23 protein-coding genes are annotated in these 19,941 nt (G+C 62.4%); 16 read left to right on the top strand and 7 right to left on the bottom strand.

The window, feature by feature from the left end; genetic code table 11:
• The first annotated feature begins 40 nt into the window (after nucleotides 1-40).
• The 8 genes from ACXYMS_RS06980 to ACXYMS_RS06945 all read left to right on the top strand — a co-directional run bounded on the left by ACXYMS_RS06980 (nucleotide 41) and on the right by ACXYMS_RS06945 (nucleotide 6,734).
• On the top strand, nucleotides 41-2,464 hold the full coding sequence (locus ACXYMS_RS06980) for a putative monovalent cation/H+ antiporter subunit A (protein WP_458904923.1): 2,424 nt from the start codon (nucleotides 41-43) through the stop codon (nucleotides 2,462-2,464).
• Nucleotides 2,461-2,886, top strand: coding sequence for a Na(+)/H(+) antiporter subunit B (locus ACXYMS_RS06975; protein ID WP_458904921.1), 426 nt, complete (start codon nucleotides 2,461-2,463; stop codon nucleotides 2,884-2,886). Before ACXYMS_RS06980 ends, ACXYMS_RS06975 begins: the two co-directional genes overlap by 4 nt.
• 1 nt (nucleotide 2,887) lies before the next feature.
• Nucleotides 2,888-3,265 carry a Na+/H+ antiporter subunit C gene (locus ACXYMS_RS06970; protein ID WP_458904919.1) on the top strand — a complete coding sequence of 126 codons (378 nt, stop codon included), beginning with the start codon at nucleotides 2,888-2,890 and terminating at the stop codon, nucleotides 3,263-3,265.
• A gap of 4 nt (nucleotides 3,266-3,269) precedes the next feature.
• On the top strand, nucleotides 3,270-4,877 hold the full coding sequence (locus tag ACXYMS_RS06965; protein WP_458904917.1) for a proton-conducting transporter transmembrane domain-containing protein: 1,608 nt from the start codon (nucleotides 3,270-3,272) through the stop codon (nucleotides 4,875-4,877).
• Complete coding sequence (mnhG, locus tag ACXYMS_RS06960) at nucleotides 4,840-5,181, top strand: monovalent cation/H(+) antiporter subunit G (RefSeq protein WP_458904915.1); 342 nt, start codon at nucleotides 4,840-4,842, stop codon at nucleotides 5,179-5,181. The genes ACXYMS_RS06965 and mnhG overlap by 38 nt, the downstream gene beginning before the upstream one ends.
• Nucleotides 5,182-5,305: 124 nt before the next feature.
• Nucleotides 5,306-5,728 carry a Ros/MucR family transcriptional regulator gene (locus ACXYMS_RS06955; protein WP_458904913.1) on the top strand — a complete coding sequence of 141 codons (423 nt, stop codon included), beginning with the start codon at nucleotides 5,306-5,308 and terminating at the stop codon, nucleotides 5,726-5,728.
• A gap of 163 nt (nucleotides 5,729-5,891) precedes the next feature.
• The gene (locus ACXYMS_RS06950; RefSeq protein ID WP_458904911.1) at nucleotides 5,892-6,245 is read left to right on the top strand and encodes a helix-turn-helix domain-containing protein; all 354 of its coding nucleotides are present in this window, start codon (nucleotides 5,892-5,894) and stop codon (nucleotides 6,243-6,245) included.
• Nucleotides 6,246-6,248: 3 nt separating this feature from the next.
• Nucleotides 6,249-6,734 carry a DUF6456 domain-containing protein gene (locus ACXYMS_RS06945; protein ID WP_458904909.1) on the top strand — a complete coding sequence of 162 codons (486 nt, stop codon included), beginning with the start codon at nucleotides 6,249-6,251 and terminating at the stop codon, nucleotides 6,732-6,734.
• Between the two features lie 360 nt (nucleotides 6,735-7,094).
• Here the strand turns inward: ACXYMS_RS06945 and ACXYMS_RS06940 are convergent, their stop codons facing one another.
• Both ACXYMS_RS06940 and ACXYMS_RS06935 read right to left on the bottom strand, forming a co-directional pair.
• A complete protein-coding gene (locus ACXYMS_RS06940; protein ID WP_458904907.1) occupies nucleotides 7,095-7,538 on the bottom strand; it encodes a SufE family protein in 444 nt (147 codons plus the stop codon).
• A 171-nt stretch (nucleotides 7,539-7,709) separates the two neighbouring features.
• Entirely contained in the window at nucleotides 7,710-8,009 is a 300-nt protein-coding gene (locus ACXYMS_RS06935) for a hypothetical protein (RefSeq protein ID WP_458904905.1), read from the bottom strand.
• 342 nt (nucleotides 8,010-8,351) lie between these two features.
• Here ACXYMS_RS06935 and ACXYMS_RS06930 point away from each other — a divergent pair, with 342 nt between their 5' ends.
• The 3 genes from ACXYMS_RS06930 to ACXYMS_RS06920 are packed head-to-tail and all read left to right on the top strand — an operon-like array spanning nucleotide 8,352 to nucleotide 11,681.
• A complete protein-coding gene (locus tag ACXYMS_RS06930) occupies nucleotides 8,352-10,163 on the top strand; it encodes a PAS domain-containing sensor histidine kinase (RefSeq protein ID WP_458904903.1) in 1,812 nt (603 codons plus the stop codon).
• Nucleotides 10,160-11,332 carry a peptidoglycan-binding domain-containing protein gene (locus tag ACXYMS_RS06925; protein WP_458904901.1) on the top strand — a complete coding sequence of 391 codons (1,173 nt, stop codon included), beginning with the start codon at nucleotides 10,160-10,162 and terminating at the stop codon, nucleotides 11,330-11,332. The genes ACXYMS_RS06930 and ACXYMS_RS06925 overlap by 4 nt, the downstream gene beginning before the upstream one ends.
• A 1-nt stretch (nucleotide 11,333) precedes the next feature.
• A complete protein-coding gene (locus ACXYMS_RS06920; protein ID WP_458904899.1) occupies nucleotides 11,334-11,681 on the top strand; it encodes a DUF1491 family protein in 348 nt (115 codons plus the stop codon).
• A gap of 55 nt (nucleotides 11,682-11,736) precedes the next feature.
• Here ACXYMS_RS06920 and ACXYMS_RS06915 read toward each other — a convergent pair whose 3' ends face one another.
• The gene (locus tag ACXYMS_RS06915; protein ID WP_458904897.1) at nucleotides 11,737-12,879 is read right to left on the bottom strand and encodes a DUF2336 domain-containing protein; all 1,143 of its coding nucleotides are present in this window, start codon (nucleotides 12,877-12,879) and stop codon (nucleotides 11,737-11,739) included.
• 196 nt (nucleotides 12,880-13,075) lie between these two features.
• Between ACXYMS_RS06915 and ACXYMS_RS06910 the strand changes: the two genes are divergently transcribed.
• The 3 genes from ACXYMS_RS06910 to chrA are packed head-to-tail and all read left to right on the top strand — an operon-like array spanning nucleotide 13,076 to nucleotide 15,441.
• The gene (locus ACXYMS_RS06910; RefSeq protein ID WP_458904895.1) at nucleotides 13,076-13,243 is read left to right on the top strand and encodes a hypothetical protein; all 168 of its coding nucleotides are present in this window, start codon (nucleotides 13,076-13,078) and stop codon (nucleotides 13,241-13,243) included.
• On the top strand, nucleotides 13,236-14,060 hold the full coding sequence (locus ACXYMS_RS06905) for a hypothetical protein (protein WP_458904893.1): 825 nt from the start codon (nucleotides 13,236-13,238) through the stop codon (nucleotides 14,058-14,060). Before ACXYMS_RS06910 ends, ACXYMS_RS06905 begins: the two co-directional genes overlap by 8 nt.
• Before the next feature lie 22 nt (nucleotides 14,061-14,082).
• A complete protein-coding gene (gene chrA / locus ACXYMS_RS06900; protein WP_458904891.1) occupies nucleotides 14,083-15,441 on the top strand; it encodes a chromate efflux transporter in 1,359 nt (452 codons plus the stop codon).
• Between the two features lie 4 nt (nucleotides 15,442-15,445).
• Here the strand turns inward: chrA and ACXYMS_RS06895 are convergent, their stop codons facing one another.
• Genes ACXYMS_RS06895 through ACXYMS_RS06885 form a run of 3 tightly spaced genes read right to left on the bottom strand, consistent with a single transcriptional unit; the run spans nucleotide 15,446 to nucleotide 17,781 of the window.
• The gene (locus ACXYMS_RS06895; RefSeq protein ID WP_458904889.1) at nucleotides 15,446-16,153 is read right to left on the bottom strand and encodes a hypothetical protein; all 708 of its coding nucleotides are present in this window, start codon (nucleotides 16,151-16,153) and stop codon (nucleotides 15,446-15,448) included.
• Nucleotides 16,154-16,162: 9 nt separating this feature from the next.
• Nucleotides 16,163-16,888: a hypothetical protein gene (locus tag ACXYMS_RS06890; RefSeq protein WP_458904887.1), complete on the bottom strand. Its 726-nt coding sequence runs from the start codon at nucleotides 16,886-16,888 to the stop codon at nucleotides 16,163-16,165.
• Entirely contained in the window at nucleotides 16,885-17,781 is an 897-nt protein-coding gene (locus ACXYMS_RS06885) for an ABC transporter ATP-binding protein (RefSeq protein ID WP_458904885.1), read from the bottom strand. The genes ACXYMS_RS06890 and ACXYMS_RS06885 overlap by 4 nt, the downstream gene beginning before the upstream one ends.
• A 73-nt stretch (nucleotides 17,782-17,854) precedes the next feature.
• Here ACXYMS_RS06885 and ACXYMS_RS06880 point away from each other — a divergent pair, with 73 nt between their 5' ends.
• Together ACXYMS_RS06880 and ACXYMS_RS06875 are read left to right on the top strand one after the other, a co-directional pair.
• Nucleotides 17,855-18,547, top strand: coding sequence for a TetR/AcrR family transcriptional regulator (locus tag ACXYMS_RS06880; protein ID WP_458904883.1), 693 nt, complete (start codon nucleotides 17,855-17,857; stop codon nucleotides 18,545-18,547).
• Between the two features lie 72 nt (nucleotides 18,548-18,619).
• On the top strand, nucleotides 18,620-19,372 hold the full coding sequence (locus tag ACXYMS_RS06875) for a hypothetical protein (protein WP_458904881.1): 753 nt from the start codon (nucleotides 18,620-18,622) through the stop codon (nucleotides 19,370-19,372).
• Here ACXYMS_RS06875 and ACXYMS_RS06870 read toward each other — a convergent pair.
• Complete coding sequence (locus ACXYMS_RS06870; RefSeq protein WP_458904879.1) at nucleotides 19,369-19,941, bottom strand: NUDIX hydrolase; 573 nt, start codon at nucleotides 19,939-19,941, stop codon at nucleotides 19,369-19,371. The genes ACXYMS_RS06875 and ACXYMS_RS06870 overlap by 4 nt on opposite strands.

The raw sequence follows: 19,941 nt of genomic DNA, 5'->3' as shown, positions 1-19,941 counted from the left end.
TCCAATTGAATCGCTCGAGAGCGAGAGAGGAGTGGCAGCATTGGGGCCGACCCTTGATGCAAGCATAGGGCTTGTTGCCATTGCGCCATTCGTGGCCGCTGTCCTGGCGCCGTTCATTCACCGCTTTGCGGGCGCATATACCGGCTGGATTCTTGCCATTGTCCCGGCCAGCATCTTTGTTTTCCTCCTTGGTTTTGTCGAAACCGTGGTCGACGGCGGCTCTGCTGCAAGCTCGCTCGCATGGATACCGGGTTACGACATCAACCTGTCCTTCTTCGTGGATGGACTGAGCCTGATCTTTGCGCTGACCATTTCCGGCATAGGCACGCTGATCGTGCTCTATTCGGGGGCCTATCTTGCAGGACATCACCATCAGGGGCGGTTCCTCGGCTTCATGTTGGCCTTCATGGGCGCCATGCTCGGGCTGGTGCTGTCCGATAGCCTCTTGTCGCTGTTCCTGTTCTGGGAGCTGACTTCGGTCACGTCATTCCTTTTGATCGGTTTCGATCATTCTCGCCAGGCGGCTCGGCGCGGCGCTATCCAGGCGCTGGTGATCACCAATATCGGCGGCATGTTCCTGCTGGCCGGGGCCATTCTGGTGCATCAATTGGCCGGCACCTGGGAGATGAGCGTCGTACACGAGATGGGCGACGTGCTGCGCGGCAACGGTCTCTATCTGCTGGTGCTGATCTGCTTCCTTGGCGCAGCCTTCACTAAATCGGCGCAGTTTCCGCTGCATTTCTGGCTGCCCAATGCCATGGAGGCGCCGACGCCTGTCTCGGCATTCCTGCATTCGGCCACCATGGTGCAGGCAGGGGTCTACCTGCTTGCGCGCATGACCCCGTCGCTGGGGGGGACGGATGTCTGGACCAATGTGCTGGTGACCTTTGGCGGCATGACGCTGATCTGGGGCGCGCTGGGCGCGCTCAAGGAGACCGATCTAAAGCAGATACTCGCCCAGACTACGATTGCCTCGCTGGGCTTGCTGGTCCTGCTGATCGGCCTGGGCAGCACCTATGCCATTGCCGGCATGGTGATCTATTTCGTCGCACATGCCTTCTACAAGGCCGGACTGTTCATGGTCGCCGGCGCCGTGGACCATGAGGCCGGGACGCGCGAAATCACCGCCCTTGGCGGGCTGGCCGACAAGATGCCAGTGACGTTCATCGGGGCGGCCCTGGCCGCCCTGTCCATGATCGGGCTGCCTCTGACCGTGGGCTATTTCGCCAAGGAGGAAATGTATCTCGGGCTTATGAGCGGGCAATGGACCGCGTGGCTGGTGCTGGTCGTGCTGGTCATCGGCAATGCCATGCTGGCGGGCGTTGCACTGCTGGTCATGATCCGGCCTTTCCTCGGGGAAGCCGTGCAAACGCCCAAGAAACCGCATGAAGCGCCCATCGCCATGCTGGCCGGACCGATCCTGCTGGGTGCCGCCGGTATCGTGACCGGGATCCTGCCCGACTGGCTGGGTCATGACGTACTGGTGCCCGGATCCTCGGCCATTCTGGCAACGGAGGTGGAGAGCCACCTAACGCTGGCGTTGGACGTGACCTCGCCGTTGCTATGGCTTTCAGCGCTGACCTGGGGGCTGGGCGTGCTGGTCTTCAGGCAGGCGGACACCATCCGCACCCTGCTGCGCCGCTTCGACAACGCCCTGGGCTGGACCGCTGACACGGTGTTCGACGCGGTCATGTTCGGTCTCATCCGTTTCGCAGGCGCCGTCACAAGGTTCCTGCATCACGGGCAACTGGAATTCTATCTGGCCGCGGTTTTCGGGGCCATGGCGGTGGCACTGTTCGGGCCGATGCTGGCCTGGGGTGGCCTTGACTGGCTTGTGCCCATAGCGGAACTCGGGGACTGGAGCCACCGCCTCGTTCTGCCCTCGCTGGAAATCTATGAATGGGGCATTGTCGGCCTTGCCGTGCTGGGGCTGATCGCCGTGCTGGTGGCGCCGTCGCGCCTTGTCGCAATCCTGTCGTTGGGCGTGCAAGGCACGGCCGTGGCGCTGATCTTCCTGGTTTTTGGCGCGCCGGACCTGGCCTTTACCCAATTGATGGTTGAAATCCTCTCGGTGGTCATCCTGACCTTTGTGATGACACGGCTGCGGCTCGACCAGCGCGATCACCGTCCGTTCGAAGATTGGGCGCGCGATGGCCTGCTGGCAATTGTCTGCGGCCTTGGCGTGAGCCTGTTGCTCATGCTGGTGCTGAACGGAACCCTGGACACCCGGCTTTCGGACTTCTTCACCGCGACCAGCGTGCCCATTGCCCATGGCAGCAACATCGTCAATGTGATCCTGGTCGACTATCGCGGCTTTGATACGCTGGGCGAAATCGCCGTGGTGATGGGCGCGGGCATGGCCATACTGGCGCTGCTGCGGCGGCAGAAAAAGACCATGGATGTGTCTCCCTCCGAGACGGCCAAGCCCAAACGGGTTCGTAAGCCCAGGAAGGCCGCATCATGAACACAGTCATTTTCCGGACCCTAGCGCCGCTAATCGTCGCCATCATGCTGGTGTTCTCGGTCTATGTGACGTTGCGCGGGCACAACGAGCCGGGCGGCGGCTTTATCGGCGGGTTGATCGCCGCAGCCTCGATTGCCGTGTTCGGCATGGCGGTGGGCGTGCGCGCCGTGCGCCGTTCCCTCCACGTCGATCCCATGGCACTTGCCGGATTCGGCGTGATGCTGGCCGGATTTTCGGGTCTGCTCAGCCTGTTCACCGGCTCGCCTTTCATGACCAGTATCTGGCTCTATGTGCCCCTCGGAGGCAGCGAAATCCCGCTTTCCACCCCATTATTCTTCGATCTCGGGGTCTATTGCGTCGTGTTTGGCACACTGTCAGCCATAGCGCTCTCGCTCGAAAGCGACCGCGAGGAGGATCTCTAGGATGGAATACATTCTGGCTGGCCTCGTAGGCCTCTTCATCGCCGTCGGCACCTATCTGCTGCTGTCGCGCTCGGTCATCCGCATGCTGATCGGCATGACCATTTTCGGCAATGGTGTCCTGTTGACCATCTTTACGGCCGGACGGCTGACACGGGAAATCGCCCCAATCGTGCCACCTGGACTTGACGTGCCCGAAGGCGCGATCGCCAATCCGCTGCCGCAGGCGCTGATCCTCACCGCGATCGTCATCGGCTTTTCGATGTTCGCATTCCTGCTGGTGCTGGCATTCCGCGCCTATCAGAGCCTGGACGCGGACAATACCGACACCATGCGCATGGCTGAGCCTGAACGCTCGCCCAGCCCGCCACTGAGCTATTGATCCCATGGCAACTCCCTCTCCCGCGACCAACCTGCCGCTGGCCATGCTCGACACGGTGACGCCCGCAGCCGACTGGGCGATCGTGCTGCCCATCGCGCTCGCCCTGATGGGCGCGGCCGGCCTGCTGATGTTCCGCCGCAGCAATGGCACGCCATTGATCGGCGCGCTGATCGTGGTCCTGGGCATCATTGCCTGCGAGGTCGCGCTGCTGATTGAGATTTTGGCCAACGGGCCGGTCAGCATGACCATGGGCAAGTGGTTGCCGCCCTTCGGGATCAGCCTGACGGCCGACCTGTTTGGCGCCAGCTTCGCCCTGGCTGCTGCAGTCGTGACCCTGATCGTGCTTCTCTACGCCGAAATCGACCGGGCCGATGCCGATGGGCGCGATGCGTTCCACTCGATGGTCCTGCTGTTGCTGGCCGGGGTGACGGGGTCCTTTCTCACCGGCGACCTCTTCAACCTCTATGTGTGGTTCGAAGTCATGCTGATCGCCTCCTTCGGACTGATCGTGCAAGGCGGTCGGCCGATGCAGTTGGACGGGGCGGTCAAATACGGCTTCCTCAATTTCCTGGCGACCACGTTCTTTCTGCTCGCCCTCGGCCTGCTCTATGGACTGCTCGGCACGCTGAACATGGCCGACATCATGCGCGTGGCGCCCGGTGCCAATCCGGCAGCCATGGCCGGCGTCGCGGCCCTGCTGCTGCTGGCTTTCGGAATGAAGGCGGCGGCATTCCCGGTCAATGCCTGGCTGCCGGCCTCCTATCACACGCCGGCGGCGGCAGTTTCCGCGCTGTTTGCGGGCCTCCTCACCAAGGTGGGCGCCTATGCCATGCTGCGGGCGCTGGTCGCCGTATTGCCGGGCAGCCGCGATCTTCTGGAGCCGGCTCTGGCCATGCTCGCCATGGCTACGCTGGTGATTGCGCCGCTCGGGGCCATAGCCGAGACCAACCTGCGCCGCGCCATCGGCTTCGTGGTCATTGGCGGCATCGGCGCCGTGATGGTGGGCCTTGCCATGCCCTCCCTGAACGGCATTGCCGGCTCGGGCCTCTATATCTTCCATGCGATCCTGACCATGACGGCGCTCTATATGGTCGCGGGGCTGATTGAGAAGCGCACCGGGGTCACCGATACGCGGCAGATGGGAGGGCTTTATGCGGCCAGTGCGCCGATTTCGATTCTTTTTCTGATATTGGTGCTGGCGGCCGCCAGCGTGCCGCCCTTCCTCGGCTTCTGGCCCCAGCTGCTGCTGCTTGAAGCGGGCCTTGCCGAAAGCGCCACCGGGGTGGCGCCGGGCTGGCTGGGAGTTGCCATGGTGTTTGCCCTGATGATCAACGCCGTTCTCACCCTGATCGCGGGGTCGCGGCTCTGGGCCCATGTGTTCTGGCGCGCGGGGCCGGAAGGCGAGGGCGCCGAGCATGCGTCCCTGCCGCTACTATCACTCGATCGTCGCGGTCGTCTGGCCTTCGGAGCAACGGCTTTCCTGGTAACCGGCATTGTCATTATCGGCCTCTGGCCCGGCCCGCTGATGGAGACCATCATCACGGGTGCAGCAGATATCGCCAACCCGTCGCGTTATGTCGCCGCCACCGGACTTGCGGGAGAGCGAGAGTGACGGCGCGGCAGGCAATACAAATCTCGAGAGACGTGGTTCGCCTTCCGACCTCTATACGCGCATGCACGCAGCATCGAAGGCCGGCGCGGTGGGCGGGGGACTGAATCTCCTTGCGGTGGCCGTGCTCCGTCAAGACGCCGCAGCTGCAATGGGCGCCGTTATTGGCGTGGTTTTTCCTTTGCTGACAACGCCTGTTTCCGCCCATCTGCTGGCGAGGGCGAGTTATATATCCGGCTACAAGCCATGTAATGAAACTTTGATTGATCAACTCGCCACAAACAACGAACAAAATCCTGCCACATAAATCCCTCGTGAGTTACATGTTAAGGCGTTCCGCCGGGGTTGCATGGACTAATAAAGGGTCATAATAGATCAAAAAGGCGGTGGCTGCCCCTGTTGCCGCCCAATAAAAAACGGAAGGTTGAAAAATGAACGACGATACCGGCGCGTTCGCAACTGCTGAGTCTGATCTCATCGAGCTCAGCACGGAGATTGTCTCTGCCTATGTGAGTCACAATGCTGTCAGCCCGGGTGATCTGCCCAAGCTGATCGCCGAGGTCCATGGTGCGTTGCGCGCCCTGCATGCCAATGAAGTTCCCGCGCCTGTCGAGGAACTCAAGCCTGCGGTGCCGATCCGCAAGTCGGTTGCCAACGACTACATCATCTGCCTGGAAGACGGGAAGAAGTTCAAGTCGCTCAAGCGCCACCTGCGGACCCACTACAATCTTTCGCCCGAGGAATATCGTGAGAAGTGGGGCCTGCCGGCCGACTATCCGATGGTTGCTCCGAGCTATTCGGCAACGCGCTCCAAGCTTGCCAAGGACAATGGTCTGGGCCGCAAGGCCGGCTGACACGCTTCAGGCGTGATTGCAGTGTCTGCCGCAATGGCCGCCCCTTGGGCGGCCATTCTCATTTTTAGCGGCAGGACATCAGCGGCGAGGCGCTGACTTATCCCCGGGTGGCTAGCTTTAGTTCATGGTTAGGAATAGAATCCTAGTCACGACGGAGCGAACCATGCAAATCGATATCACGGGGACCATTCGAGCCGCAGTGCTGTTGCCTGCCAAGCTGCCCCAGGGATCCATCAGCCAGGTTGTCGGCCTGGTGTCGGCACACAAGGGTATCCCGATTGCCATGATTCTTCATGGTTCTCGCAGCCGGGTCGGTGTGGCGCGGAGCCGGCAATTGGCGATGTACCTGGCGCATGTGATTCTGGGCGAGAGCCTGACATCGATCGGGACGGCCTTCGGGCGAGATAGGACTACAGTCTCTTATGCTTGCGGGTTGATCGAGGATATGCGCGACGACCCCCAGTTCGATGCCGAAGTCACCGACCTTGAGCTGCGATTGCAGAATGGCGGTAATTGAGCCATGGCCGGCCTCGAAACTGCACCATCGATACCAGAGCCGCTGCTTCGGCTGGGCGGTACCGGCAAGCCGGAAGATTTTCTGGCTCCCCACCATCTGGAGGCCTCGTCCCGCCTCGCGCGACTGTTCGACGGGGCGGCGCTGCGGCAGCGTGTGACCATGAGCTACGATCCGGGGCGGGTGGGGCGCAGCAGGGGAGCGGCACAGGCAGATATTTCGGACAATGCCGCCGATGCCCGCAAAAGGCTCGCCGTGTTCGCCGGGCTGCTGCCGCCCGATTGCTGGGGCGTATTGGTCGATGTCTGCCTGTATGACAAGGGCCTGCAGCAGGTCGAGACCGAACGCAACTGGCCAAGGCGAAGTGCCAAGCTGGTTCTACGCATTGGTCTCGATCAGGTCGCCGCCCGAATGGGCCTGCTGGAACAGGCTACTGGCCGGGATCGCGCCACGACGCGAAGCTGGCTGCCCGAGCGCGTTCCGATGGGTTAAGCGGGATGCGCAGATTAACGATGTGATGCCTGGTGCTGTTGCGTCAGCCTCCGCGATAGTAGGGAAATGGCGTGCGCACCGATCCATGTCATCCAGGATCGCTGCCATCCATTCCTTGCGCCTCTGCCGCAATCCTGATGCCAGCTTCGCACGCCTATTCGCAGAGCCCTTGCTGGTCTTGACGGCAGGGTCGGGCATATCGAAGAGGCTGCTCCTGTCCACCAAAGCAATCTGCTTTGCCGGAAAATGAAAGTACCATCCGGGGCGTACTAGCGTTTGCCTAAAGCGCGGCCCGCGCCTGGCCGCGGATGCGATTGACCATGGCCACCAGGCCATTGGCACAGTGTGCCAGGGAGAATCTCAAACTCTCGTTAGAGCGAGAGCTTCATTGCGGATGCGGTCAATCATCGACTTGAGGCCGGCTGCTCTACTAAGTGGCAAGTTTTCCCGAAGACCAAGTTGATTCAGTAGCGAAACTGCGTCAGTGGCATAGATTTCTGCTGCTGTACGGCCAGAGTACAAGGCTATAAGCACCGCCATTCGCCCCTGAGTTACTCTTGATTTGCTAGCACCGCGATAACGGAGTGCAATTTCCTCACCCTTATTGAATGGCTCTGTCACAAGCCAGGCGTCGGACACACAACCGCGTAGTCGATTTTGATCGGTCTTTTCTTCTTCGGCAAGAGGCGGCAATGCCTCTCCGAGCTCCATCAAGTACTCAAGACTGTCGCTTCCGTCCCCGAGATAGGAGAGGTTTTCGGCTATCTCACGGAATTGTTGGGGCTGAATATCAAGCTGGGTCATGCGCCCTATCTAGGGGAAGAGAAGAGCCTTTGCCAGACCCGGAGGCGATAGAAAAAGCCGCAGATGCGGGGCAGCGCATCTGCGGCAGGGCCAGGGGCCTATGGAGTAGCGTCGCTTGGGGAAGTGACACGACCCCTGGGGTAGAAACTCAGGTGCCGGGGCAAGCATCTGTCATCCCGCGCGGTCCGGTCGAGGTCTTGGGGACGGAACCTGTATTTTCGCCGGCGCAGCGTGCATGGGAATGCCGACGTGCGGGGTGGCCTGGAGTGCTGCGGCGGCAAGAGCCTTGCCACCCAGGCACTGAATTTCGCTGCATTCGATGGCCTGGATCTGTTCAGCCACGAAAAGACTGCCGCGCGCCATGGCGTCGCGCGACATTGTCGCGGCGTTGTCGCTCATGTCTGCGCCGATACCCGGCCGGATGACCAGGAAGGCGAGGGTGAGCCAGAATGCGGAGCGCAAAAGAAACATCGTCTCGGGTCCATCGCGGCGGGGACCATTTCCCGTCCGATGACTGAACGCTAGCGGTCACCGATTAAGCGCGACTGGGACAAGTCGATAAAATTTGAGACAAATGCCGAGGTCTCGCTCAACTCCTGCAACCCCTTGTTTACGCTAACTGCCAAAACAGCCCCAGATGGCCCAGTAACTGCCTCCTGGACCGCCCGATTTAAGCTCGTCTTAGCGGTTGGGGGACGAGGCTCGCGCCAGCAAAGACCCGAACCCATTCGGGCGGAACGGCTCGGGGAAGGGCCGCGATCCAGGCCGCAGCGGCCGGACAAAGACAGGCGTTGGTGAGTGAGTTTTTTGTGGATGCGTAGCTTCAAGGTCTTCGGAGCCAGCAAGGCGAGCGACCCCATTTTGGTGAGCGGCGGCAATCGACCTGAAATGCTGCGGCGCAAGACCATCGCCAACAATGCCCACATCTTGATCATCGCGGCCGTGCTCAGCACGGCCCCAGCGATTTACGCCCTCCTGTCAGGGGCTTCGCTCCCATTTCTCCTGGCCATGATATCGTTGGCCGGTGGACTGGTGAGCCTGGCCAAGCATCGGCGGGGCCAGAGTGATGTTGCGGTCGCGACCCAAACGGCCACGCTCATGGCGCTGGGCCTGGTGCTGACCCTGGCCGACCCGCGCCTCGGCGATGCCGGGCTTGCCATGGCCGTCATGGGCCCGGTCCTCGCCGCACTGCTGGCCCGCACCATGCTGCGCCGCCTGAGCTGGCTGGCCCTCGTGCCAGTGGTATTGCTCGGGCTGGTTGCCTCCATATTTGGCCTGCCGGCCGTGCCGGTTGCCGAGCCGTTTCTGCTGGCCTCGTCAGCTGCCGGCTTCATGATTGCCTTTGCTGTGGTGGCCCACAGTGCCCACCGGATCAATGCTGCCTTTGAAGTGCACGACAAGGCACAGATCCGCGCCTACCGGCATCTGATCGAACATGTTCAGGACGCCGTGCTGCGCTTTTCGCCCGATGGGGCGGTCCTGCTTGCCTCGCGGTCGTCCGAAGCCCTGTTCGGTTGCCCGCGCTACCAGATCGCTGGCGCCAAGCTGAGTGAACGCCTTCATGTCATGGACCGTCCCACCTTCCTCACGGCATTTGCCGATGCAGCGGAAGATGGCCGCAGCCGGACCATCGAAGTGCGCCTGCGCCAGGACGACCCGCGCGCTCGCAGCAATGTGCCGCGCTTCGTCTGGGCGGAAATGCAGTTGTCACCCATTGTGGAGGAGGGCAATCGCGGCCCGCGCCACGAAGTGATTGCGCTGGTCCGGGACATTTCGGCTCGCAAGGACGCCGAGACGGCCATGGCCGAGGCGCGCCGCGTGGCCGAAGACGCCTCGCAGGCCAAGTCCCGCTTCCTTGCCACAATTGGTCACGAATTGCGCACCCCGCTCAACGCGGTGGTGGGTTTCTCCGAAATGATGAGCAGCGGCATCGGCGGCGACCTGTCGCCGACCCACAAGGAATATGCCGGCCTGATCCAGCAGAGCGGCAAACACCTGCTCGAAGTGGTGGGCATGCTGCTCGACATGTCCCGCATCGAGGCCGGCAAGTTCGAAATCCAGGCCGAATCGATGGATCCCGCAGAAATTGTTCCGGCATGCCTCAACATGGTCGACTCGCTGGCCCAGGAACGCTCAGTTCGCCTGGTCTCGGAAATCGAGCCCGAACTACCGCTGATGAATGCCGACGAGCGGGTCTGCCGGCAGATCATGATCAACCTGCTCTCCAATGCCATCAAGTTCAGCCATGTCGGCGGCCTGGTGACGGTGAGCGCCAAGCGGCAGGGCCAGTCCATCAATTTCTCGGTCCGCGACCGGGGCATCGGCATGGCGCCGGCCGCCATGGCGCGGATCGGCGAGCCCTTCTTCCAGGTGCAGGACGGGCTGGCGCGCAAGTATGAGGGGACCGGACTGGGGCTCTCCATCGTCAAGGGACTGGTGGAACTGCATGGCGGCACATTGCGGGCCATGTCCGAAATCGGGGCGGGAACAACCATCACTGTCTTGCTGCCCATAAACGGTCCAGCAACCAAACCAGGTGAAACTGCCGACATTCTTCCTCTGTTTTCCGAGCCCGCATCGGCGGCCCCCATTTCATGGCCAAACGAAAAAAGAAAAGCGCAATGACGGCTTCGACCCTCACCCAGCTGCCGCTCATGGCCGGCAGCGCCCTGCTCGGCACTCTTGGCCGCGCGGGGCTTTGGACATTTTCGCGCTATATGCGCGCGCCCCTGGCATCCACCGGCCTGTTGGCGATGGTCACGTTGACGGCGCTTGCCGGCAGCAATGCGCTGTTCTTCCAGACATCGGACCATCCCTCGCCCTTCTTTGCCGATCTGGGCAGCCCTGTTGCGCCACTGCCGACCCCTGTGGTCGAGCGACCGGTTGAACAGCGAAGCAACGCTGTTCAGGTTCTGCCCTCAATCCCTGCAGCGTCGGTCTCGTCTGCCGAGACCACCGGCAGTGTAGCGAATGCGACCGCGCCAACTGTCCCCGATGCCCCAGTGGGCAATGAACAGATGTTTGCGGTGCAGAAGAAACTGTTCGAGTTGCAGCTCTTTACTGGCGAGGTCGATGGCTATTACGGCCCCAAGACCGCAGAGGCGATCCGCGCCTTCGAGCAGCGCAATGGGTTGACCCCGACCGGCGCCAATGATCCAGCCGTGATTGCGGCAATTCTGGCGGCGGATTCCGCGGGCCGCGTTTCTGCGCCAGTGGTACAGCCCCAGGCCGTGGCTCCCGCACCGGTGGCGCAACCTCAAGCATTGCAGCCTGTGGCTGAGGTCGCCCCGGCGCCGGTGCAGCAGGATCAGGTGGTGGCTCGCTTGCCCGCTCTTTCGCCGGCCGAGCAGGTGTTCGACGATGTCGCGCAATCGGCTGCCAACACCATCGATTCCATCATTGCCGCGGTTGATGTGTCGCGGGGCTCACCAACGTCCAACAGCAGCCCGCCGGTTCCTCGCGCGACATTGCCGGGCCTGACGGCGCAGAGCCAGCCGATGCCGGCACCTGTGCAGCCGACGGCTTCCGTTCCAGCGCCTACGGTTCAACTTGCCAGCGCCGGGAGCGGCTCGATGCCAGCCCGCGTGCCGCCGGCAACCGACACCGCGCTGGTGGCGCAGATCCAGACTGGGCTGGCCAGCCTGGGGTTCTTCCGCGGACCTATTGACGGCAAACCAGGCCCCGAAACCTCTCGCGCCATCCGCGAGTTCGAAAATTTCCATCGCTACAAGATGACCGGGCAGGTGCAGCCGGACCTGGTGGAGCTGCTGGTCAAGGCCGGCGCGACGATCTGAGGTGACGAGCCTCCGCAGCGATCTGTGGTGCATGGCCTTTGTCCGGCGCCACAATGACATGGGCAATATGTGCGTCGTGGTGCGGCGCGGCGACCCGATCGCCGGACAGGTGTTCATCGAAGTCGATCACCTCGATGGTACGCGCTCGCTCTATACGCCCGCGCCGACCATCAGCCGCGGCGACGAGGTAGGACCGGTCTTCCAGCGTCGTTACATGCGGGTGGAACCGGGCAAGGTGCGCGAACGCATCGCCCAGGAAATCGACTTCGATCCTGACCTCTGGGTGCTCAGCATCGACCGGCGGGGTGATGACCTCGATATCGACCTAGTGCGCGACACCAACCCATAGCAAGAAGCCCCCGAACCAGGTTCGAGGGCTTTGCAATCTTTCGTGCAGAAACGGGCTAACTGGCGCGGCGCACGCCGATCTTGGCCAGGGCCTCGATGGCTTGTTCGACCACCGGATTATGCGCCGGGCCGAGGGAAGCGGTGCGCTTGCTGACCTGGGCGAGAGGCTGGTGCTGCGGCTTGGACAGTTCGAGCAGGTTCACCTCGCCGCGCCAGGCGCTCATCAGATAGGCCATGGATTCGGACGAGACGGCGCCGAACAGGGTGGCAAAATCGGCCAGGGCGCGGGAGCGCTCGCTGTCATGGCTGGTGGCATGGATCAGCACCTTGAGCCCGTCATAGGCCGTGGCACCGAAGGCCCGCAGGATGACGAACAGCGAGGCGCCGGTAACATCATGGGCAATCTGGCCGCAACGGACTTCGTCCAGCCCGGTGATCTGGGCGAGAAGACGGGTCACCTCGGGACGACGGTTCTCGGAGAATAGCTTCATCAACGCCTTGGTCAACTCGCCGCTCGCAACCGAGAGCTGCTCGATGGTGCGCGATATCGGGGCAGTCGGGGTGGTGCGGTTGGCAAAGGACTGGATGACCTTGACCCGATGCGCGTCGGATAGATCGAAAAAGGCCGGGGCCAGGAGCGCCGCGTCGAAATCGTCGCGCCGTCCCAGCGCCTCGGCAACGAGGTGATCCATCTGCGCCGAACGGGCGAGGGCACTGAGATAGGCGCCACGTGGCGTAATCTGTCCATTGGCGGCGAGGGCCCGATAGACTTTGCGCGAATTCATCTGAAAAAGCTTGGCCATGACGACATTGGAGAGGTCGGCTCGCGTCGCTAGCGTGGCACAGGCCGGCACGTCATAACGGGCAATGATGTCGAGCATGGTCTGGTCGGAGAGTTCGGCGGCCCCTTCGAGGAAGGGGATCAGGTCCTCGCCGATATTCTCTACCACCAGTCGCTCGAGCGCCGGGGAGAGTATTTCGGCACGGCCAAGGATAGCCGCACCCTTGGCCCGGGCCTGGGGGCCTGCGGTGGGAAACAGTCGCGCCGCCAGGACCTCGAACTGTTCCATTTCGGGAGCCGTCGGCTTGCCGCGCCGCGCATAGGCGTCGCATGCAGCGATCAGGAGGGTATTGGTGCGATCAACACCACCCGTCTCGATCAATAGCTGAAAGGTCTCGTAAGGCTGAAATCCAAGCATTTCTGGCGGAACCATCGACTCGTTTTTGCATCGAATTTGATGCGAGTACGACTCTTGCCGCCAATTCGTTAGCAGACTGTTAACCTTGACGATCTCTTAATGCAGAACAGCGCGAGGGGCGTCGCGCCGGGAACATGAGTCACTGACTCGCTGCCTCCACTAGGGACGGGGGAGCGGCGCATATGAGGAGGCCGGCTTGGGAAAGCTGTTGAAGTTCGATGGGCGTAAGAAACCCGCCAAAGCCGGGATGCAAGTTCTCGGCGACGCCCAGATCCTGATTTTCACCGGGGTGCGTTATGAACGCGGGACGCCGTCGCCACCAAGCAAGCACAGCGATGCAAGGCGCAAGCGCAAGCGTGTATAGGCCCATCGGGCCATGGGTCCGTTCCATTGCCATTTTTTTTGTGGCTGCCCTTGCTACCGGCTGCGTCGCCCGGCCCGTGGGGGATTTCGGCCGCGCCCAGCCCAGCGTGTTGCATGACACTGTCATGCCCTATGCCGGCAAGCTGATTGCGACCAATCGCAAGGAGCCGGTTTCCAATCTCAACCAGACCGACCAGGAACGCGAGATGCATGACCGCACATGGCGGTTCCTCATTGCCGCGCACGGCCGTGACTGGATGTTTGATTCATCGGTGGAATTGCAGCGCACACGGATCGGGCCGACCCGCGACTTCCGATACACCGAACAGCGCTACTACACCTGGCTGCGGACCACGACGTACCAATCCTCGCCCACCCGCTACAACACGGTCGGCCGCCATGTGCTGGCCGATTTCGACACGCTGCCTACGACGTTTCAATCGATCTGCGCTGTCGTTGAGGTGGACCGGCAGCGGCGGGTGGCCCTGGCCGAACTGGGCGGGATCGAGCAGAGCGTTGCCGACAATGTCGCGGCCCGGCGGACGGAAAACCAGTGGCATATCGACTGGTTCGTGCGGGCGCTCAACTACCGCTATGACAGCTATTCCTATGCGCTGGACCATCTGCTGGTGGAAACGCCGCATGAGCAATCCATGAGCGTGGACGAGAGCCTGAGGCGGATGCACCCCTGGGTAGACCGCGCCAATCGGGGCGACTTCTGCATCGGCGGAGACGGCGCCGGGAACGGGCAGGGCGTCACCATTCCGTCGCGCTTCCAGACCATGGTGGTGGACGCAGAGGTCGTGGTACCCAAATAGACTTCCTTGAGTGCCCATCTCCATGCACGATACTTCGATCCCACCCTACCCCACTTTCTCCGAGGCGGTCCACGTCTGGGCCAGGATCGGGTTTCTCTCGTTCGGCGGCCCGGCCGGCCAGATCGCCTTGATGCACAAGGAACTGGTCGAGGAAAGGCGCTGGATATCCGAGGCGCGATTTCTCCATGCCTTGAATTATTGCATGCTGCTGCCCGGTCCCGAGGCGCAGCAGTTGGCGACCTATATCGGCTGGTTGCTGCATGGATGGCGCGGCGGCGTGGCCGCAGGCGTGCTCTTCATCCTGCCTGGCTTCGCCGTCATCCTGGCGCTGGCAACCGGTTATGCGCTGTTCCAGCAGCTTGACTGGGTTGCGAGCATCTTCTTTGGCCTCAAGGCCGCTGTCCTCGCCATCGTGGTGGAGGCCCTAATCCGGGTGGGCCGGCGTGCCCTCAAGAACGCAATCGCCTATGGGCTGGCCATCGCCGCCTTCATCGCCCTGTTCGTCTTTGCCGTCCCCTTTCCGATTGTCGTCCTCCTGGCCGGGATGATCGGCTTTCTCGTCGCCCGTCAGCGGCCGGACCTGCTGGCCAACGCTGGTCACAAGAGCGGCGACACGAAATCCAGCGGCCCCGCTGTCATCGACCAGAACATCGCCGAGATCGTTCCGAGCTGGCACCGCACCGCAGGCGTCCTGGCAATCTGGGGCGCGCTCTGGCTGGGGCCGCTGATCCCACTGGTGCTGATCTGGGGCTGGGACAACACCTTTGTCGCCATCATGGGCTTCTTCTCCCAGATGGCGGTGGTGACCTTTGGCGGCGCCTATGCGGTTCTGGCCTATGTCGCCACCGAGGCCGTGGGCACTTTTGGCTGGATGCGGCCCGGGGAAATGCTCGATGGACTGGCGCTTGCGGAGACCACGCCCGGCCCGCTGGTGCTGGTGCTCAGTTTTGTCGGCTACATTGCCGGTTTCCGGCAGTCATTCGGCCTCGATCCGGTCTGGGGTGGCATATTGGGGGCGAGCCTGGCGACCTGGGTCACCTTTGTTCCCTGCTTTCTCTGGATATTCCTCGGTGCGCCCTATATCGAGCGGCTGCGCAACAATGCCGCCCTGGCTGGAGCACTCTCCGCGATAACAGCCGCCGTGGTGGGCGTGATCTTCGATCTGGCACTGTGGTTCGGCTTGCATGTGCTGTTCAATGAAGTCGGAACCTTTGTCAGCGGGCCGGTCACGATTGCACTGCCCTTATGGTCCAGCCTGGATGTGTGGGCGCTTGCCCTGACCGCCCTGGCTGCCTTCTCGCTGTTTGTCCTGCATTGGGGCGTGCTGCGGACCCTGGTGCTCTGCGCAATGGCAGGACTGTTGCTGCAGGCGATGATGTGAAGTTTCAGCGTGATTGTCGACGCAGATAGAGCCAGGCGGCATGGGCCACCAGCAGGCCAAAGAACACCAGTCCTCCGGCGGACCACGCATAACCAGTCCCGCCATTGCCCGCGACAAAGGCCTCGATGCCGTTGAGGGCCCAGCTTGCGGGCGTCAGCCACAGTACCGGGCGGTACCATGCATCCTGGGGGATGAAGAGGCCAACCGTGGCGATGGCCACATAGAGGTTGAGGATCTTGAACAGGCCCAGTGCCTGCACCTTATCGCGCGAGATGGCGGGGACCAGGAGGGTCACCCATGACACGGCGAGCGACAGCGTGAGCACCGGCAGAAGCCATTGCACGAAGGGCAGATCGATGGCCCGGGCACTGTAGATGAACAGGAAGGCGTAGAGGATCACGAAGAGGGTGGGCATGGCCACCCGCGCCCAGAGTACGCCCATGACCGAGGCGGGACTGACCAGCAGGGCCTGATTCACGCCACTGTCGAGCTCGTCGACGATGAGCATGGCGAACAGATAGCCCATGCCCGGCATATAGGTGAGCAGGAGCAAGAGTTGGGTATTGTGCCAGTATTCGGGATAGACCCCCATATGGCGCAAGGTGGCTGCTGCTGCCGCCAGCACGAACAGCATGACGACAATATTGATCATGACGCTGTCGCGGGTGATCGAAACAATGTCGTGGCGGATGACGGTGAGGATCTGGTTCATGGTCCGGTCCTATTCTTCGACACGGCTGAGTTCGGAGCTGTAGACGGCCAAGGCCCAGCGGAACAACACCACGCCGGTGATGCCGAGATAGACAAAGCCATAGATGGTGTCTGCAAGGGACACGGCAGAGGGTTCCGCCGCCCAGAGCATGACCCGCAACATGGCGTGGCCGGGATTGATGGCAAAGAGCAGCCATTGCCAGAGGCCGGTGACCACGCCGAAATGCGAGAGCAGCGGCAGGAACAGAATGAGCGTGATGGGCATGGCGCGGGCGATGAAATGGTTCATCGAATTGGCGCCAGCGACGATCAGCAAGCCGCCGAGGACGCCGACCGCGCCGGTGAAGACAAGGGCAATGGTGAAGCGGACGAGCATGTCCCAGGGTGGCACCCAGAAGGCGACGAAGACAAGGAACAGGCTCCCCACAATGGCAAGCGCGGTCAGGGTAATGATCTTGGCGATGATGTACTGGCGGGGCGAGGCGGGTGAGACCGAGAGGGCTGAGAGTGTGTTCTGGCCGCGCTCCATCAGCACGATGGAGCCCACGAAGCTGGCGCCGATGATGGCGGGATCGAAGAACAGCACCAGTGTGAACACGGTCGGCGGCGCATCGGGCGGCAGCAGCGAGAGGAAGATGGCAAAGCCCAAAGTGGTCAGGACCGTAAAGGCATAGATGCTTTCGCGGGCCTGGAGCTGGATATCCCAGCCGACGAGGCGCCAGAGGATCGCGCTCATGACGCAGCCTCGGTAGCGGCCTGGTCGAGCCGATGGCCGGTGACATCGCTAAAGACCTTGTCGAGACTGGCTTCCTGGGAGTGGATTCGGTCGATCCGCCCAGCGCGCAGAAGCTCGAGGAAGCGGGCATTGTCGCCAAGCCCATCGAGGTCGAACTCTTCCATGGGGCCCTGCTCGGGCGTGACTGCCACCATGCGCCGGCCGTGCGTGGCCTTGAGTGCCTGCGGCGTATCGAGGGCTGCAAAGCGTCCGTCCACCATGAAGGAGATACGGTCGCAGAGCTGGTCGACATCGTTCATGTTGTGGGTGGTCAACACCACCGTCTTGCCCTCACGAGCGAGGTCGCCAATCAGCGTCTTGACGATGCCGGCATTGACGGGATCGAGACCAGCGGTGGGCTCATCGAGAAAGATCAGCTCAGGATCGTGCTGGATGGCCCGCACGAAATTGAGACGCATGCGCATGCCCTTGGAGAAGGTCTCGACCTTCTCATCGGCATAGTCTTCAAGTCCGACCAGCGCCATCAGATCGCGCGGGTCGCGGCTGGGCCTTGTGTAGAGTGAGGCGAAAAAGCTCAGGTTCTCGCGGGCAGTGAACTTGAGATAGTGATTGGGGAGTTCGAAGCCGACGCCAATGCGCTCGAAATAGTCCTGGCCCCAAGCGGCCAGATCCTTGCCGAGAATAGCGACGCTACCAGAGAAGCCGCGCTGTTGCCGGGTCAGCACCTTCTGCGTGGTGCTCTTGCCGGCGCCAGAAGGGCCCAAAAGGCCGAAGATCTCGCCCCGGCGCACCGAGAAGCTGACGCCATCCACTGCTGGCTTTGCCTGGCCCTTGTAGCGATAGGTCAGGTCGCGCACCGATATGATGTCGCCCTTGTCTGCTGTCACCGTCATCAACGGCTCCTTGACTTGTTCAGCGGTCCGCAGCATAAACAGACCGACGGTCGGTTTGCAACAGGAAACGAATTTGGCTCGAACCTATCTCAATGCAGAAAAGCGACGGGAGCAGATCCTGGATTGTGCGCAGGCACTGTTCTTCGGAAAGGGCTATGAGGCGACGACGGTACAGGACTTGATGCTGGCCGCCGGTGTTTCCAAGGGCGGCTTCTACCACCACTTCGCGGCCAAGGAGGACGTGCTCGAAGCGCTGAGCGTCCGTCTCGCGCAGATCACCTTGCCGATGATGGAAGAGGTGATGCAGCGCCCAGGCCTCTCGGCCTTCGAGCGGCTGAATGGCGCCTTGCGAGCCATGGGGCGGTTCAAGAAGGATAGGGCCGACGGCATCATCGCGGCCTTCGCCACGCTGCTGCGGCCAGAAAACCTGATGCTTTATGACCGTATCAACCGGGCCAATATCGAAACCATCCTGCCCCTGTTCCAAGCCATTATCGAGGAAGGCCGTCTCGACGGCAGTTTCAATGTGCCGGACGCCAGTCTCGCCGCCCAATCCATCCTGCGGCTTGGCGGGATGACCCACGATGCCGTGGCGCGCGCCATCGAAGCCCAGAGCCTGGATGACCGCGCCGGCGCCAATGCAGAACTGGAGCGGGCACTGATTTGGCAGGGGATCGTCATCGACCGCATACTGGGCCTGCCCGATGGCAGCGTGACCTTTGTCGAACCCGGATTCGTGGATGCCCTGCTGCCGCTGAAGCGTTGAGGCGCAAGCCGATTGCATCGCGGCGCTGCGTGGCTAAGATTCCTACCAATGCGATGAGGCGGAGGGCTGGACGTGGCGGCAGGAGAAGTGGTGCTGGGCGCGACGTTGCATGACCCGGTGGGGCGAATGGCCGGGGCCATCGACCGGCTGGCGACGCCTATGCGGGACATTTTTCCCGCCATTGCCCTCAATATCTCCGATGCAACGCGCCCCGAGGTGGTCGCGGCGGCTGAGCGCCTGGGCGCCAAAACCATGGTGCATGCGGCCGGGGAGGGCGGTATCGGGCGCTTCCGCCGCGATGCTATCGCGCTGGCCGCTGATGGGCGCATGGTGCTCCATGCCGATTTCGACCATCTGCTGCGCTGGGTGGAGTTTGGCGCGGATGACCTGCTGCGCATCCTTGCCGTTGAGCCGGAAACGGACCTGCTGGTGGTGGGGCGCTCGGACGCTGCGCAGGCCAGAGAGCCGCGACGCCTGCGCGAGAGCGAGCACCTGGTCAATCATACCCATGCGCTGCTCACCGGCGATTATTGGGACTTGATGTTCGCGGTGCGTCGGCTGTCGCCGGCCGCGATCGTCCTCATCGTTTCCCAGAGCCGGGTGGATACGCTGGCCAATGACGTCGAATGGCCGCTGCTGGCCCGGCGCGTGGGATTGCGGCTGGGCTATGCGCAATCCGATGCACTGTTCTATCGAACAGTAGAGGAATTCGGCGCGGACGAAGACAGCGGCGATGCCGATCCCCTGCAATGGATCAGGCGGCTGGAATTCGCCGGTATGCACGCATCAGCGATGCGGCCGTTTCTGGAGCCGGAGGCAGACTAGCCAGGCGGGACAACGTCCCTCAACCGAGCAAGCACCTTGGGCGCGAAGTCGGCCAGCATGCCTGCATCCTGCCATTGTGCGGCGTGGACCTCTTCAAGTTGCGCCACGAGCGGCAGCGCCGGGTCGGCGATGAAGAGATATTGCAGGTCGTGGTGGATATGGTCCGGCTCGTGACGCGACGGCTTGCCCGGAACGTCGTGGCTGTCGATGACGAAGGGCAGGTCGTTTCCCCCGTGCCAGGGATGGAGCGCGAGGCCGGATACGCCGGTTTCCTCCACGGCTTCGCGCATGGCGGAAAGGTGGAAGAAATCGGCCGGCTCATAATGTCCGCCTGGTTGCAGCCAGCGGCCGATGGTGACGTGGTCGATCAGCAGGGTCTGGCGATGATCGGGCGAGAGCACCACTGCGCTGGTGGTCAGATGGCCCGGAAATGTGGTGCGGACGTCGAGGCGGTGACCCTGGTCAATCTGCCAGCGGAGGAGGGCGAGATGCTCGGCCGGGGCCGCGACTTCGGCACGGTAGCGCTGGACAATGGCCGCGAGTGCGGCGTCGAAAGCGTCGGGGGTCAT

The organism is Devosia sp. CAU 1758, assembly GCF_054482695.1.
The sequence above is the reverse complement of the archived record's forward strand: the minus strand, read 5'-3'. Positions and strand labels throughout refer to the sequence as shown.

Bases quoted from the DNA above. Each gene is read 5' to 3' on its own strand.
- ACXYMS_RS06885 (WP_458904885.1), bottom strand. From the start codon at position 17,781: ATGACGGTGACAGCAGACAAGGGCGACATCATATCGGTGCGCGACCTG.
- ACXYMS_RS06935 (WP_458904905.1), bottom strand. From the start codon at position 8,009: ATGTTTCTTTTGCGCTCCGCATTCTGGCTCACCCTCGCCTTCCTGGTC.
- ACXYMS_RS06955 (WP_458904913.1), top strand. From the start codon at position 5,306: ATGAACGACGATACCGGCGCGTTCGCAACTGCTGAGTCTGATCTCATC.
- ACXYMS_RS06950 (WP_458904911.1), top strand. From the start codon at position 5,892: ATGCAAATCGATATCACGGGGACCATTCGAGCCGCAGTGCTGTTGCCT.
- ACXYMS_RS06925 (WP_458904901.1), top strand. From the start codon at position 10,160: ATGACGGCTTCGACCCTCACCCAGCTGCCGCTCATGGCCGGCAGCGCC.
- chrA (WP_458904891.1), top strand. From the start codon at position 14,083: ATGCACGATACTTCGATCCCACCCTACCCCACTTTCTCCGAGGCGGTC.
- ACXYMS_RS06965 (WP_458904917.1), top strand. From the start codon at position 3,270: ATGGCAACTCCCTCTCCCGCGACCAACCTGCCGCTGGCCATGCTCGAC.
- ACXYMS_RS06970 (WP_458904919.1), top strand. From the start codon at position 2,888: ATGGAATACATTCTGGCTGGCCTCGTAGGCCTCTTCATCGCCGTCGGC.
- ACXYMS_RS06895 (WP_458904889.1), bottom strand. From the start codon at position 16,153: ATGAACCAGATCCTCACCGTCATCCGCCACGACATTGTTTCGATCACC.
- ACXYMS_RS06930 (WP_458904903.1), top strand. From the start codon at position 8,352: ATGCGTAGCTTCAAGGTCTTCGGAGCCAGCAAGGCGAGCGACCCCATT.
- ACXYMS_RS06890 (WP_458904887.1), bottom strand. From the start codon at position 16,888: ATGAGCGCGATCCTCTGGCGCCTCGTCGGCTGGGATATCCAGCTCCAG.
- ACXYMS_RS06975 (WP_458904921.1), top strand. From the start codon at position 2,461: ATGAACACAGTCATTTTCCGGACCCTAGCGCCGCTAATCGTCGCCATC.
- ACXYMS_RS06915 (WP_458904897.1), bottom strand. From the start codon at position 12,879: ATGCTTGGATTTCAGCCTTACGAGACCTTTCAGCTATTGATCGAGACG.
- ACXYMS_RS06945 (WP_458904909.1), top strand. From the start codon at position 6,249: ATGGCCGGCCTCGAAACTGCACCATCGATACCAGAGCCGCTGCTTCGG.
- ACXYMS_RS06940 (WP_458904907.1), bottom strand. From the start codon at position 7,538: ATGACCCAGCTTGATATTCAGCCCCAACAATTCCGTGAGATAGCCGAA.
- mnhG (WP_458904915.1), top strand. From the start codon at position 4,840: ATGTCGCCGCCACCGGACTTGCGGGAGAGCGAGAGTGACGGCGCGGCA.
- ACXYMS_RS06870 (WP_458904879.1), bottom strand. From the start codon at position 19,941: ATGACCCCCGACGCTTTCGACGCCGCACTCGCGGCCATTGTCCAGCGC.